The organism is Bacillus sp. FSL R9-9410, from assembly GCF_038050385.1.
Lineage (GTDB): Bacteria > Bacillota > Bacilli > Bacillales > Bacillaceae_G > Bacillus_A > Bacillus_A cereus_U.
The window spans coordinates 2,957,241-2,972,840 of the sequence record NZ_JBBOTV010000001.1; the positions used below are offsets into that span (position 1 = coordinate 2,957,241).

The following is a 15,600-nucleotide window of genomic DNA, read 5'->3' on the forward strand; positions in this document are numbered from 1 at the left end:
ATGAAAGCATAGCTTTTATTAAATCATAAGAATATCACGGATTTCTTCCTCCGTAATAGAAGATAACTTCTCTTCTCCTGGCTCGATAATTTCAGCGATTAAATTTTTCTTACTCTCTTGTAACTCGTGCATTTTTTCTTCAATTGTTCCATGTGCTACTAACTTAATCACTTGCACTGTATTTTTTTGTCCCATTCGATACGCTCTATCCGCTGCTTGTTGTTCAACAGCTGGATTCCACCACAAATCGTACAATATAACTGTATCTGCACCTGTTAAATTTAGTCCTGTGCCACCAGCTTTTAACGAAATAAGAAATAGATCCCCTTCTCCTTCGTTAAACCGATTACATAGCTCTACACGTTCTTGCGCTGGTGTACTCCCGTCTAAATAAAAGTATGGAACTGCTTGACGATTTAATTCACGTCCGATTATCGAAAGCATCTTCGTAAATTGGGAAAAGATAAGAATTCTCTTCCCTGTACTTCTGCATTCCTCCAAAATTTCTAGCAGCTGATCAAATTTAGCTGAACTCCCTTTATAGTCATCAACAAACAAAGCAGGATGACAACAAATTTGCCGTAGTCTCGTTAAACCAGCTAAAACCCGAATTTTATTTTTACGTAACGTATCTTTATCCAAATGTTTTAACGTTTCTTCTCTCAACTTTGCTAAATAAGCGGCATAGAGCCTTTTTTGGTCCGGTAATAGTTCTGATGATTGTAAGTGCTCTATTTTTTCTGGGAGTTCGTGTAATACATCTCCCTTTAACCTTCTTAACACGAAAGGCTTTATGCGCTTTGCAATATCTTCACGTCTTAAATCACCGAACTCTTTTCTTCCCGGTAATAATTCTGGGAAGACAACGTGGAAGATAGACCATAGCTCTTCTAATGAATTCTCTACAGGTGTTCCCGTTAATCCAAAACGGTACTCTGCTTGAATCGTTTTTACTGCCTTCGCAGTTTGCGTCGTATGATTCTTAAACGCTTGTGCTTCATCAAGAAATAACGTATGAAATGGCCTTGCATATAATCTTATATCTCTTCGTAGTAAAGGATATGACGTAATGACAACATCAAATTTCGTTATATCTTTTAAAATTTTTCGGCGCTCTGCTTGATTTCCATCGGCAATAACTGCTCTAATATGTGGAGCAAATTTTTTCAACTCGCTAAGCCAGTTGTAAACGAGGGACGACGGAGAAACAACTAATATAGGCAGTTTCTTCTCTCGAATTTCCGGCAAAACAGAGTCTATAAAAGCAATACTTTGCAACGTTTTCCCCAGTCCCATATCATCAGCTAAAATGCCGCCAAAACGATAATAGGCAAGTGTTTTCATCCACTGGAATCCGTATGTTTGATACTCTCTCATTATCGCATCTAAGCCACTTGGCACCGCAAACTTCAGCTTTTTAGGGTTTTGAATGTTCTCTACCAATTCTTGAACAGACTCATCTAAACTTAATACGTTTCCTTCTTGCAGTGAATTCATCCATTTCACACTACGAATAAGAGGGACATCTATTTCTTCGCCCTTTAAAAATTCTTTTCGAATACTAGATTCTTTTATAAACTGATTAATATCATTAAACTCTTTACTCTCAAGTGATAGTAGAGCACCACTTGCTAAACGATAATATTTTCGTTTCTCCTCAAGAGCAACTAATACCCCTTTAATTTCTGCCTCCGGAATACCCTTTATATCAAAGCGGAATGATAACCAATCAATTCTCTCTTTCCTTCTAACTCTTATAAGAGGAGCTGTATCTCCTTTATGAATTCGTAATTTGATTGCTGTCGTTGCATAAATATCAACTAAACCTTTTAACGTTGGAACAGCGTGATATAAAAAGTTATACTCAGCTTCTTCATTATGCATAAAATAACCGCCTTCTGTCTTTGCAAAGGCACTTTCACTCATAATGTCTAAAATCTCTTTTTCCTTTTTTTCATCACGATTAAAAACAGATGGCTGCCCATCCCCTTCTAACGGATTAATCACGACGTTTCCATAATGAAATTCGAGACCTGCTAATAAGCGATTTTTCACTCGATCTAAATATAATTTCGCTTTTAATGCGGGTGTTTCAACACGATCTGATACTACCTCATCTATTCGCACAGTTCCTAGCTTCATTAACCCTGGTACAACTTTTGCTACAAAGTGTTCCATCTTATCTGCTGGAATATACAATTGGTTACTACTAGAACGATTCATTATTTTTTGTAATTCGATAAGCCGCTTGCAATCCTCAGCCTTCAACTGATACAGTTTCCCTCCAAATAGAGCATAACTATACGTATCCATTACTTCTACTTGTTGTACGCCGTCAATATAAAGTGTAAACCCACCGTTACTCCCTTTATTAAACTCAAAATGTAAAGGAAGTAGCCCTTTTGAAATTTGTAAACCGTGAAAAGATTTTCCATCTTGATTAAGTCTCACACACTCAGTTTTAGAAAGTAAAGAAAGCATATCCATCCACGAAGCTGGCGGTATTAAAATCATGCTATCATCTTGTTTTGCGTGTACTTCTAGTGTATCTTCATACATTTTTTCGTTATGATACATTTTAATAAGTTGCTGAATAATCGCATCCGTTTCTTGCCTGAAGCTATGTACATCTGGTGTGTATGTAAATTCATTGGAACAATTAAAAGACTCTCTTTTCTCCACTTTAGAAAGAAATTCTCTAATATGATGTACGAAATACGTTTTGGCGAGCTTCAACTGAACCCCAAGAAGTGCCCCACCATTTTTCGTAACTACTGGTATACAAATAAATTCCGCATGAAGTATTTCACGTGTATCAAAACGGTGTTGTTTACTTTTGGGCTTCAGTGGTTGTTCTGCAAACAACTGAAACATCCCGCTTGTTAATTGTTCATTTCCGCTACTAACAGGAAGCATTCCACCCGTTTGCTGATTATAATTTATTTGTATCAATACTGCCGCAACATGTTGACAATACGTTTGAAAAGACGCTAATGAAGGACAACTACATTTCGCAACAACATCACCTTTTTTAGCTTTTTCTACTGTAACATGAAAATCTTCGTTCCCTTTTACCGTTGCATCACAAATTTCTTTATTTTCATCATAATGATTCACTATTACTTTATTTGCTCTACAATAAGCTTCGCCTCTTTTATATGAGGTTTCTCCGCATACTTCTTTAATAATCGATTTATTTAATGTAAAACTCATTTTTTGACACTTCCTTAATTTAAAACCACTTTCTCTTAACTAACATTTTACATGCTTCACGAGAAAATATAAAATGTAGATTTAATAAAAAAAGATGCTCATTTATAAGCACCTTTTTTCACGCTATCTCCATCAACCGTTTCGCCTCAAAATACAACACTTGAATAAATTTTTTCGTATTAATTCGCGTATGTCCAGAAGTTGCTACTTCTTCCTTTGTCATTTCTGTCATTCGTTTTCTAACTACAGTGAAATCAAAAAATTTCGGAGCATAGCTTTCAAATTTCGGATTTGAAAAGTCTGTTAATCCAAGGGAAGCTAAGTGATTTAACGATTGATAAATCGCTCTACGTACTCTTTGTTCAGATGCTTTTCTCTCCTTATCTATATGTGCATCTGAAGCTATATTCTCTAATTTCCTTATAGTTATATGGTGAAAGATATCTTTTAGCGCAGGAAATCCAAATTCAAACGTTTGCTCTTTTTCTTGTCCATATAAATATTCCAACATACTAAGTAAATCTTTACTTCCATTCTCTCCCGCAATACCGAGTTCTGATAATAAATAGCGCCCTGAATCTGCTATTCTTTTTCCTTCTTGCATTGGCTCATTTCGAACTTGCGGCTGTTCCCACTTGAAAACGTTATTCAATGATTTTTGAATATCATGTATAGAGCGCTCTAAACGAATACGTTCCATTACTTTACGTACAACAGATATAACCTCAATTTTATTTAATGGTTTCGTAATATAATATTCAACACCAAGTGTATACGCCTCACCAATAAGCTGTTTCGATTCAACTTGAGAAATCATGATGATTTTCCCTGAAAAAGAGGACGCAATATGGCGAACTGTTTCAATCCCGTCTCGCATTGGCATTAATAAATCAATAAATAAAATATCTACTTTTTTAAAATTTAGTTGGTCGGCTTCAATAAAAGCTCCATCTTCCGATTCTCCAATTACTTCCCCAAGATCGCCATCTTCAATAATTTGTGAAAGCATAGAGCGGAAAACTTCATCATCATCTACGATATAATAATACAACTTTATTCCCCTTCCCGCTTTAAACTGCACTCCGGTAAACAAACGACAAACTTACACCCTTCACCAGTTTCCAGGTCTTCCAATCTTACTTCTCCTCCGAGCTCTGTTACCATTTCGTTTATGTAAGAAAGTCCAATTCCTGTTGATGGTGTTCCCGTTTGATCATACTTTGAAGTAAATCCTGGCTTAAATACTAGTTTTTTATATTTTTGCGCAATACCAGGCCCATCGTCAATTACTTCAAAAAATATACGTTTATCAAGTTTATATAACTTAATAATGATAGCACCACTATCCGCAATTGCTTCAACCGCATTTGCAACTAAATTATTAAAAATTGATAAGACCGTATATACATGATATTCAGCATGCTCACCTTCTATATGTTTAGAAAAACGTATATCTTTTCCCAACAGTTCAGCGTACTTCTCATTTATTCTCACAATCATTTCCGCAAGCTCATGTCCTTCTACATACTCAGCCACATTTTTATCTAATAACAGTTTAGATAACCCTGCAAAAATTCTTTGATTATCCTTTTTTATTTCATGCACTTCTCCCGCTATTTTCAATGCTGTTTTACTACTCGAATCATCGTTCGCTTGTAAATTCCGATATAATTGATACGCTGTTTGTGTAATTAACTCCGCATTTTGTAACGTTTTTTTCAAATGAACAGATTCCACATATAAGTTAGAAAGATGCAGCAACATTTTTTCATTTTCTTTTCGCACTTGTGATTCTTTTAATTTTGTTTCATACAAATTCATCATATTTAAAAAACCAAGCGCAAAGAAACTACGAAAAATAGCAATAATGATTAGTTTATTCACTTCAGAAATTGTTATTGTTGTACCAAGTACTAACAGATGATAAATCGCAAGTTCTGACATACTTGCGATAATTTCAATTGTGATTCCAAGACATCCTATAACAATTGGATTCTGATGGAATTTGTTCACCCTACAAATCGAAAAAAGACTTCCATATATAAAATAATAAAAGAAAACAGGATAGCGCAAATAAAATGATTCTGTCATATGAAATGACCCTTGCAATACCCAATCAAGACATACACGGAATAAGACTACAGATATTCCGGCCAGAATACCTGCAACCGCCGCTGGTATTCTTCTTAAAAATAGTAATAAAAAGAAGAAAAGCGGTGTCCCAAAACTAACGCGAAACGTATCGTTGAAAGGATGAAAATTTAGCTCTCCAGCAATTGGGACAACAATCATTAAAATAATTAAAAGAGATATATCTTTCTTCCATAATTGATTCCAATTCAAAGATGCCACTTCCTATGTATTTTTTCAAAAATGAATAAGGAAAGCCCGCTTATTATAATAAACGGGCTTTTTTTCTATATTCTAACCTTTTCTACCGCTTTTATTTGACGATACTCAGGCTTCCACATTGATTCTTTCACTGCAATTTTAATATCGTTATCACTTAAGTTCTCTCTAGCAACACCTTCTGCAACTGCAACTTTCGCTACTTCAATTGCAACCATTTCAGAGATATTACGTAACTCTTCCACTTCTGGTAAGATAGGTGCACCCGGCTGACTTGTATCTACCATACTCGCAACCGCTTCTGCTGCCGCCGCAAACATACCGTCTGTCATTACGCTTGCACGAACAACAATTGTTCCAAGACCAAGACCTGGGAAAATAAGTGCATTATTTGATTGTCCAATCACATACGTTACACCATTGTATGTAACTGGATCAAACGGACTTCCTGTTGCAACTAACGCTCTTCCTTCTGTCCACTCGATTAAATCTACTGGCTTCGCTTCAGCAAGTGGCGTTGGATTCGACATTGGTAAAATAATTGGTCTTTCTACGTGAGAAGCCATTTCTTTAATAATCTCTTCTTTGAATGCACCAGCAACAGTTGATGTACCGATTAAAATTGTTGGTTTTACATGTTTCACAACTTCAGCAAGTCCGATCACACCATTTTGTTTCCACTCACTTACTTCCGCTTCTTTTCTCGCATATGGAACTTGGAAATCAAGAAGATCTTCCATATTCTCTGTAATTAACCCGTTACGGTCAATACACCAGAAACGCTCATGTGCTTCTTGCTCTGATAATCCTACACGAACCAGCGCATCTCTCACTTGATCTGCGATACCGATTCCAGCTGTACCCGCACCAAACACAACTACTCGGTGTTCATTTAAAGGTACACCAGAAGCTTTCACTGCCGATAATACTGCAGCAAGTGAAACTGCACCTGTACCTTGAATGTCATCATTAAACGTACATACGTCATGACGATATTTATCTAAAATTTTTCGTGCATTACGAGAACTGAAGTCCTCCCAATGTAAAAGTGCTTTCGGGAACTTATTGCCTACTGCTTGTACAAATGTATCAATAAATTCATCGTAAGCTTCACCAGTTACACGTGGATGACGATTTCCAATATAAAACGGGTTGTTTAATAGGTCCTCGCGGTTTGTACCTACATCTAAAATTACAGGTAACACGCGACTAGGATCGATTCCAACTGCGGCCGTATAAACAGCTAGCTTTCCAATCGCAATATTAATACCACCAACACCCCAGTCACCAATTCCTAATATGCCTTCTCCATCTGTTACAACGACTAAGTCAATATTTTCAGCTGTTGCACCAATATTTGAGAACGCTTCTTCAATACCTGAAGGATCGTTAACTGATAAATAAACCCCACGTGGTTTACGATATTCATGACTATATCTTTGAATTGCTACACCAACAGTAGGTGTATATACGATTGGTAACATTTCACGTAAATGCTCTGTTAAAATACGATAAAACAATACTTCATTTCGATCATGTAACGCTGTTAAGTATACATTCTTTAATAAATCATCCGGCTGAGAACAAAATTGCTCATACGCTCTACGCGCTTGTTCATCTAGCGTTAAAACTGCTGGCGGTAATAACCCTTTTAAACCTAATTCTTCTCTTTCTTCTTGCGTGAAAGCTACCCCTTTATTTAAAAGTGGTGTTGATAATACTTCTACTCCTCTTAATTTCGTTTCTAATGAACCATTAGAAGCCACTGTAAACTTACTCATAACATCCCTACCTCTATTCATATATAACATTTCTATATTGTAAACAAAAAAGAGGGGATTGTCCCCTCTTCTTTTAATTTTTCTTTAAAAGAGTTGCTCCTGCAATCCCTGGGTGTGTCATTTCGAATGGATCTAGAATTAACTCTAATTCTTCTTGTGACAATACACCATTTTTCACACATAGTTCTCGAACGGATTGCCCTGTCGCAATTGCTTCTTTCGCAACGCGAGCTGCTGCTTCATAGCCGATATGAGGGTTCACCGCTGTAATAATTCCTACACTCTTCTCAACATACTCTTTTAAGCGATCTTCATTCGCTTCAATTCCTTTTAAGCAATTATCTGTAAAGGCACGGAAACCGTTATTCATAATGCTAATAGATTGAAGTAAGTTGAAAACAAGTACTGGTTCCATAACATTTAATTCTAATTGTCCTGCTTCTGAAGCAAGGCAAATTGTATGGTCGTTACCAATTACTTGGAACGCAATTTGATTAATTACTTCTGGCATAACAGGGTTTACTTTCCCTGGCATAATAGATGAACCTGGTTGACGAGCTGGTAGCATAATTTCCGCTAATCCAACGCGTGGACCTGATGCCATTAGACGAAGGTCGTTCGCAATTTTAGACATATTCATCATACATACTTTAAGTGCTGCAGATACTTCAGTGTACGCATCCGTATTTTGGGTTGCATCTACTAAATCTTCTGCACCAACAAGTGGTAGTTCACTAATTGTTGCTAAATGTTTTACAACTGCTTCAATATATTCTGGATCCGCATTTAAGCCTGTACCAACTGCAGTTGCTCCCATATTTACTTCATATAGATGTTGACGTGATTGCTTGATACGTTTCATATCACGTTCAAGCACACGAGAATACGCTTTAAATTCTTGTCCAAGACGAATTGGCACAGCATCTTGTAAATGTGTACGACCCATTTTAATAACATGATCGAACTGTTCTGCTTTTAATTCAAATACATCATGCATATAACCCATCGTTTGTAATAAGACCTCTAATGCATTTAATGTTGCAATATGAATTGCTGTTGGGAATGCATCATTAGTTGATTGTGCCATATTAACATGACTGTTTGGACTAATATAATGATAATCTCCCTTTTCCATTCCTAATAATTCAAGAGCGCGATTGGCAATGACTTCATTTGCATTCATATTCATTGAAGTTCCCGCGCCGCCTTGAATTGGATCAACGATGAAATGATCATGCCATTTTCCATCAAGAATTTCTTGTGATGCTTCCGCGATAGCGCCACCCTTTTTCAATTCCAATCTTCCTACATCTGTATTAGCAAGTGCTGCCGCTTTTTTTACAATTGCTAACGCTTTAATTAAACCTTCATGGACTTTATATCCTGTAATTGGGAAATTCTCTACTGCACGCATTGTTTGTACACCGTAGTACGCATAATTTGGCACTTCTTTTTCACCTAAAAAATCTTTTTCAATTCGTACTCCATTTTTAACTTCAGTTAATGTTGCCATGATTACTCACTCCTTAACGATTTCTTACGCTGCTTTTGTTTGTTTGACTGTTTCTAAATATTGTTTTGCTTTCTCATCATCGAATTCGCCTTCCCACTTCGACATAACAATGGCAGCTAATGCATTTCCTAATACATTGACAGCTGAGCGAATCATATCTAAAATGCGGTCAATTCCCGCAATTAATGCGATGCCTTCTAGCGGTAATCCCATTGATCCTAACGTTGCTAATACAACAACGAATGATGCCCCCGGAACTCCCGCCATACCTTTGGATGTTAACATGAGAACGAATAATAGCGTTATTTGCTCCGTCAGTGACATGTGTATACCGTACATTTGTGCAACAAACAATGCCGCTAACGCTTGATAAATAGCTGATCCAGTCAAGTTAAATGTATAACCTGTCGGAATTACGAAAGAGGCAACTGCCTTTGGACAACCGAACTCTTCCATCTTTCTCATTATATTAGGTAAAACAGCTTCTGAACTTGCTGTCGTAAATGAAAGAATAAGTTCTTCTTTTAAAATTTTCATTAATGTAAAAATGTTTATTCCAACCATTCGCGCATTAATACCTAATACAATCACAACGAATAGTATAACAGTTACGTATACAGCTAGCACTAATTTTCCTAAAGGAAGTAGTGTCACTACACCAAATTTTGCAACCGTAACAGCAATTAATGCGAATACACCAAATGGTGCAAATTTCATAACTTGATTTGTGACCCAGAACATCGCTTCGAGCACACCTTCAAAAAAGTTAAAGACAGGCTTTCCTTTTTCTCCAATTGCCGCAACTCCTAAACCGAATAGTACTGAGAAGAATATAATCGGTAATAAGTCACCTTGTGTGATAGATTCAAATATGTTTTTCGGTACAATATGAACAATCGTTTCAGCAAAACCTTTCTTCTCTGTAGCATCTGCTGTTTGTTTATAAGAAGAAATATCACTTTGCTGCAAATTATTCATATCAACGCCAGTACCTGGCTGGAATATATTTGCCGCAAGTAATCCCATTAAAATAGCAATCGTCGTAATAATTTCGAAATAAAGAATTGTTTTCCCGCCCAGTTTCCCAAGCTTTTTCATATCACCTACACCAGCTACCGCAACAATTAATGCTGAAATAACAATCGGTACTACAATCATTTTAATTAAATGAATAAATATATCCCCAACTGGTGTGATATAAGAAATCGCCGTTTTATTGCCATAAAAGATTGCCCCTACTACAATCCCTAAAACAAGTGCGACAAAAATTTGTGTTGCCAATCCGAATTTTTTCATTTATGTTCATCCCCTTTATGCGAACGCTTTCATTTCGTATTTATAAAAGCTTACTCACACATCATATAGGCGAACCTACAAAATCATACAAAAACCTACAAGTTTGTCACAAAAAATTCAATTTTTTTTCTTATAATATTCATTGACACTTTTTATAAAAAAGAAATAAAATAACCTTGATAAAACATCAGATTATTTCGTATAATCTAAAAGATACACGTATTCAAAATAAATGGGGATGAAAAGGAGTGGATGTTATGAAAAATCACGTGAAGAAGTTCATCATATCTATTTCTTTTCTATTTCATTTTCTTACGAAGGAACAAAGGCATTCGCCTTTGTTCCTTTTTTATTGCAATCTATATAGGGGGAATTGTTATGAAGCCATATAAACGTGTCTTAATTAAATTAAGCGGCGGAGCACTTGCCGACCAATCGGGAAATAGCTTTAACTCCAAACGATTAGAACATATTGCAAATGAAATTTTATCGATTGTTGATTTAGGTATCGAGGTCTCCATCGTCATTGGTGGCGGTAACATTTTCAGAGGTCATCTAGCTGAGGAATGGGGAATTGACCGTGTAGAAGCTGATAATATTGGTACGTTAGGTACAATTATTAATAGTTTAATGCTTCGCGGCGTTCTAACAAGTAAAACAAAGAAAGAAGTACGCGTTATGACTTCCATCCCATTTAATGCAGTAGCCGAACCTTATATTCGCCTCAGAGCAGTACATCATTTAGATAACGGTTATGTTGTCATATTCGGTGGTGGTAATGGGCAACCATTCGTTACAACAGATTATCCAAGTGTACAGAGAGCAATTGAAATGAATAGTGACGCCATTTTAGTCGCAAAACAAGGGGTAGATGGTGTCTTTACCAGTGATCCAAAACATAATAAATCAGCGAAAATGTATAAAAAACTGAACTATAATGATGTTGTTAGGGAAAACATACAAGTAATGGATCAAGCAGCTTTATTACTTGCTCGGGACTACAATTTGCCGGCACATGTATTTAACTTTGATGAGCCTGGAGTAATGAAGAAAATATGTTTAGGAGAACATGTAGGGACATTGATTAATGATGACGCTTCGATGCTTGTGCATGAAAAATAGTATTTTTCATCGGAAGTTTTGTCCACCCCCCACTAATTATTAGCATTCTCCAATCGGGCGTTTACGAGCAGTCGATCTCCCACTTAACTTCTTTGCTTTAGCCGAATTTTGAAGTGGGAATCTTACTGCTCGTTAATGCACGATCAATAGTCCCCTACTTTGTATAACAAGGGGACTTAAGTTTTTATCGTAAACTTATCTGGGTCATTAATAACGTTAGAATTCTTTACGAAAGCTCTTCTGAATCCCATACTTCAATAAATTCAAAACCTTTTAAATCACTTTGTTCAATAAGAATCTTCAATTCACCTGAAATAAAAACAGCCGTGGGATGAATTTCCCCATTTATATAAACCTTAAAAATCATCTCATTTTGAACAGTATTACTATCAAATGCGAATTTTTCGCATCCTATTATTAAACCTGTAATCAGTTTTTTTAAAATTGCTTTATTACTATCAATTGCATCTAGTACATTCAATACATGAACTAAATAATATATCTCACTATTTGAGTTACGTATAAGGGATAAGAATTCAACATCAGTACCTACTATAGACTCTAATAATTCTTTTGCCTTTTCACTAACCATTAGGGCACCAATTTCTCCCCAGAAGTGCGGAAAATCACTGGCCTTTCCTTCCTCTAAACATTCAATAGGTAGCTTTCTCCATGAATCTACTAATTTTATTGTAGAGTTAAACTTCCTTTCGAAAAACTTTTTATCTTCTTTATAATTTAATAATTGAAAAGACTCATAGTTATCAGAGGAACTTCTTAATTCCCAAATCTTCATAGCTATTCTCCTTTACTACTGAGTGATATATAGTTGTTTCTGCCCCCTTACTTATTTTTTGCTCTCTTAGATATGGGGTCCCCCCAATAATCTAATTAAATTAGTTTTCTTTACGCACCCTCTTCTAAATTCCACACTTCAGTAAATTCAAAACTTTTTAATTCACTCTCTAAAATTGCATTTTTGAATTGATCTGATACTAAAAGATAGTTAGGATGCACCTTCCCATTTATATTCAATTTAAAAACTGGTTCGTCCTGAACAACATAAGAAATAAATACAAATTTTTTACATCCTATTATTAAACCTGAACTTAACTTATCAAAGATTGTTTTATTAGTATCAAGTGCTTCCAACACCTTTAAAAGATGCATAGCATAGTATTTTTTGTGTGTGTGTGTTTGTTTATGAAGTAATGGTAAAAATTCAATATTATCTCCTACTATAGGTTCTAAAACATTCTTGGCTTTTTCACTAATTATTTGTACACCAGACTTTCCCCAAAAAATAGGATAATCGCTTGACTTTCCTTCATCTGTTACCTCAATAAACTTAGGCGTCCATGAATCTGAAAAACTCACCGTAGAATGAAAACTAGTTTTAAAATATTTTTTATCCTCTTCATAGTTCAATAATTGAAAGGTTTCATAATCATCAGTCGAGCTTTTTAATTGCCAAATTTTCATATATATTCTCCTTTATTATTACCATTTATTTACATATTTATTTCTTGGGTTCATTTCACCTTAAATTACCTTCTAATAAATCTCTTCTTATTCCATGTAACACTGTTCGGGTTCACATTCCTTATTTAATCCTTGTAAAAAATAAAAAACAAACCAACCTTTAAAATGTTAGTTCGTTTTTTATAAATCATTAAATTAATATCAGGTAATTAAAAATGAATTTCAGATTATATTTAACATTAGTTATTTTTATCCATTGGTATTGCATTTAGCGCTAAACCAACAGGTCCTAATTTTCCAATTAATTTTTTTGCTTTTCCATATGGAGCCCCTTTTACTAATGTAAAAGGAAGGTTTTTCGATCCTTTTAATAGTTCCCCCGTTGAAATATCAAGTGCTAGTACACTTTTTATCTTTACTAAATCTTTTAATCCCCCATTAGGAATTTCTATTAACACTATATTACACGTATCAGGGATTTCCTCTTTTATTTCCTGTATTTTTCGATTCAAACACCCCGTATTTACCCACTCACTAAAATCTAATGTAACTACAGTGGCATGATTTGGATTCATATCACCAGAATCAACAGCCCTCACTTCTTGTACATCTGCACCTTGCGACATTAAAAAAACATTACCACTACCATCATCACCAATAGAAACATAACCATTTGCATATTCTGTTACTTCCCAGGTCTCATTTCGTTCTATAATATCCTCAGTACCATAAATTGTTAATCCTCCACCTATAGAAAAACCATTTGTATATTTCAATAAACCTTTATATATATTAGGTAATTCGACTTTCATTACATCTTCTATTTCTTGAATTTCAATTTCATTTGCTGGATTATTTTTTATTAAACCAGAAACATTAGATAAATTTATCATTTTTTCACAAAACCTCCCAAACTATCAAAATATTTATAAGCATCTACCAATACCTTTCTTGCAGTTTTCTGATCAACTCCTGCCTCAATCATTTCTCTATAGCTTACATTAAATTCATAATTTATATCAGTATCATATCCTTCAAGCCTTCTTCGCTTTCTTTGCATAGCGGAAATTTTCGCATGAGGTAAACCAGAACTTGATGGTAAAAGTATTGCTTGAGCTTTCTTTTCGTTATAATCAAATCCACCCTTAATGGCCCATCTTTTAGCCCATTCATTTTGTATAGGATGATGTGATTGTATTCGATTATCAGCAGCTATATTTTTATTTCCTGGAGCACGATTAACCGCTGGACTTAAATAACCATGATCATCGATATCTCCTTTTTGATATCCCCCTGGTCTTTTTGCATTTCCTATCTTTATATTCATGCCGTTATTTGGACTACTTGCTTTAACCAAATAATCTTTCATTGTAGGTATTTCAATTTTCATAGAATCCATACCTGCAATAGCCAGACGGTCTCCCATTTGCAAATTATTTGTAACACGTGAGAAACCTTTTGTTAATGTAGTTATATTACCCACTTGTCCCAATTTACTTGCTTTACTTAATCCTTTATCACCAATGAGCCCAAGTCCAATTTGTGTAAAAGCATAACTTCCCCACTTAGCACGACTTTCAGCGTCTCCATTTATTACATCATTAATAAACGAATCTGACAATGTGTTCCACATAGCAGGTAAGGTTTCATCTAAATGAGTAACAGCGTAGCCCATGTTCTCCCATTTTTCCCATTTACCAAGTGCCACAACACCATCTATTGTATCTTCAACAGCTTGACCCGTACCTTCTAAAATACCATCTATAATTTTTTCAGATGTAGATTTTTCAGGAGGTTTCTTGCACACCGCTCCCTCTTCCATTGATCCTTCCTTTAAAAGATTATCAACTTGACGTTTTCTTTCATCAGCAATTTCTTGAATCGAAACGGTCCAATCCATATTTAATCCTTGTGTACTAAACGTACCACTTACAGGACTAAATCCTTTCCCGCTTTGGACTTCAGCGAGGCCGGCAGTAATGCTAGCCACTAGTTGAAGAGCTGTGTTGTAGTTATTACTGGACGTATAGTTAAATTCATATAGATGCTCTAATTTTTCTTGCAGTTTTTTTCTCATCTCCACTAAAACAATAACCATGGCATCTATTCCAGGCAATACTGTAGCAATACTAATTGCTTCTATACTTGAGACCATTCGATTAATTTCTTGAATTTGCTCTCTTATTTCTTGTTCGATGACATCTGTGGAAGCAACTTGTGATTGAAAATCACTTGGAAACGCATCATTTTGACGAATTAATTCTTCACATAAATAAATGATACCTTGTGCTAAAGGACGAAAAGTTTGGACAAAAAATATTTTTGCACTACTATATGTTTTTCCTTGCAAAACCGTATCAGTTGCAAAGGTATCAATTGATTGGATTGCTTGCTCCATAGCTTGGATAGTAGCGACACATACAGCGTTCATGCTTTGGGTCTGATTTTTTACTTCCCCTACATACATATTTAAACTCATGCTTTATCCTCCCTTTTTAATCGCTGTTGCCGATATGTAAGGTCGGTTTCTAAATCAATAAGATTGCGTCTTTCTTTAAGTAATGTTTCTTTTTGATTTTCCAATTCAAATGTTAATTTCCGCTCAATATGCTGCGACTCTTGAAGCTTATTCATAAAAAAATTAGAAACTTCTTTATCACCATGCCATGTTTCTAAAACTCTATTAAATAAACGATTATTTCGACTTCTCAATTCATGAAAGTCCATTTCTGTTTGTCTCTGGATTTGAATCGCAGCTTGATTTCGATCTTGTTTCTCGAATACTATCCGTAATTCTTGATTTAATTGGTCTACTTGCTTTTCAATGTCTTGACTCATCTTATT

Annotated in this window: 12 protein-coding genes; 1 reads left to right on the forward strand and 11 read right to left on the reverse strand. The window is 35.3% G+C overall.

Annotated elements, in window-relative coordinates; translation table 11 throughout:
* Positions 1-18 precede the first annotated feature (18 nt).
* The 6 genes from MKX77_RS15345 to MKX77_RS15370 all read right to left on the reverse strand — a co-directional run bounded on the left by MKX77_RS15345 (position 19) and on the right by MKX77_RS15370 (position 10,152).
* Entirely contained in the window at positions 19-3,213 is a 3,195-nt protein-coding gene (locus MKX77_RS15345; protein WP_341307138.1) for an SNF2 helicase associated domain-containing protein, read from the reverse strand.
* A 118-nt stretch (positions 3,214-3,331) separates the two neighbouring features.
* Positions 3,332-4,264: a response regulator gene (locus tag MKX77_RS15350; RefSeq protein WP_341307139.1), complete on the reverse strand. Its 933-nt coding sequence runs from the start codon at positions 4,262-4,264 to the stop codon at positions 3,332-3,334.
* Positions 4,265-4,266: 2 nt separating this feature from the next.
* Entirely contained in the window at positions 4,267-5,565 is a 1,299-nt protein-coding gene (locus MKX77_RS15355; RefSeq protein WP_341307140.1) for an ATP-binding protein, read from the reverse strand.
* Between the two features lie 65 nt (positions 5,566-5,630).
* Positions 5,631-7,343 (reverse strand): oxaloacetate-decarboxylating malate dehydrogenase, encoded by a 1,713-nt coding sequence (gene malS, locus MKX77_RS15360; protein WP_215555925.1) that lies wholly within the window; start codon positions 7,341-7,343, stop codon positions 5,631-5,633.
* A gap of 73 nt (positions 7,344-7,416) precedes the next feature.
* The gene (aspA, locus tag MKX77_RS15365) at positions 7,417-8,856 is read right to left on the reverse strand and encodes an aspartate ammonia-lyase (RefSeq protein WP_341307141.1); all 1,440 of its coding nucleotides are present in this window, start codon (positions 8,854-8,856) and stop codon (positions 7,417-7,419) included.
* Between the two features lie 24 nt (positions 8,857-8,880).
* Positions 8,881-10,152 (reverse strand): cation:dicarboxylate symporter family transporter, encoded by a 1,272-nt coding sequence (locus MKX77_RS15370; protein WP_341307142.1) that lies wholly within the window; start codon positions 10,150-10,152, stop codon positions 8,881-8,883.
* 378 nt (positions 10,153-10,530) lie between these two features.
* Here MKX77_RS15370 and pyrH point away from each other — a divergent pair, with 378 nt between their 5' ends.
* Positions 10,531-11,274, forward strand: a complete 744-nt coding sequence (gene pyrH / locus MKX77_RS15375) for a UMP kinase (protein ID WP_341307143.1) — start codon at positions 10,531-10,533, stop codon at positions 11,272-11,274.
* Between the two features lie 226 nt (positions 11,275-11,500).
* Here the strand turns inward: pyrH and MKX77_RS15380 are convergent, their stop codons facing one another.
* The 5 genes from MKX77_RS15380 to MKX77_RS15400 all read right to left on the reverse strand — a co-directional run bounded on the left by MKX77_RS15380 (position 11,501) and on the right by MKX77_RS15400 (position 15,594).
* Complete coding sequence (locus MKX77_RS15380) at positions 11,501-12,070, reverse strand: imm11 family protein (protein ID WP_002126721.1); 570 nt, start codon at positions 12,068-12,070, stop codon at positions 11,501-11,503.
* A 110-nt stretch (positions 12,071-12,180) separates the two neighbouring features.
* Positions 12,181-12,756: an imm11 family protein gene (locus tag MKX77_RS15385; protein ID WP_341307144.1), complete on the reverse strand. Its 576-nt coding sequence runs from the start codon at positions 12,754-12,756 to the stop codon at positions 12,181-12,183.
* A 239-nt stretch (positions 12,757-12,995) separates the two neighbouring features.
* Positions 12,996-13,649, reverse strand: coding sequence for an SMI1/KNR4 family protein (locus MKX77_RS15390; RefSeq protein WP_002126717.1), 654 nt, complete (start codon positions 13,647-13,649; stop codon positions 12,996-12,998).
* Positions 13,646-15,235: a T7SS effector LXG polymorphic toxin gene (locus MKX77_RS15395; RefSeq protein WP_341307145.1), complete on the reverse strand. Its 1,590-nt coding sequence runs from the start codon at positions 15,233-15,235 to the stop codon at positions 13,646-13,648. The genes MKX77_RS15390 and MKX77_RS15395 overlap by 4 nt, the downstream gene beginning before the upstream one ends.
* Entirely contained in the window at positions 15,232-15,594 is a 363-nt protein-coding gene (locus MKX77_RS15400) for a DUF3958 family protein (protein WP_002126715.1), read from the reverse strand. The genes MKX77_RS15395 and MKX77_RS15400 overlap by 4 nt, the downstream gene beginning before the upstream one ends.
* Positions 15,595-15,600: the final 6 nt, after the last annotated feature.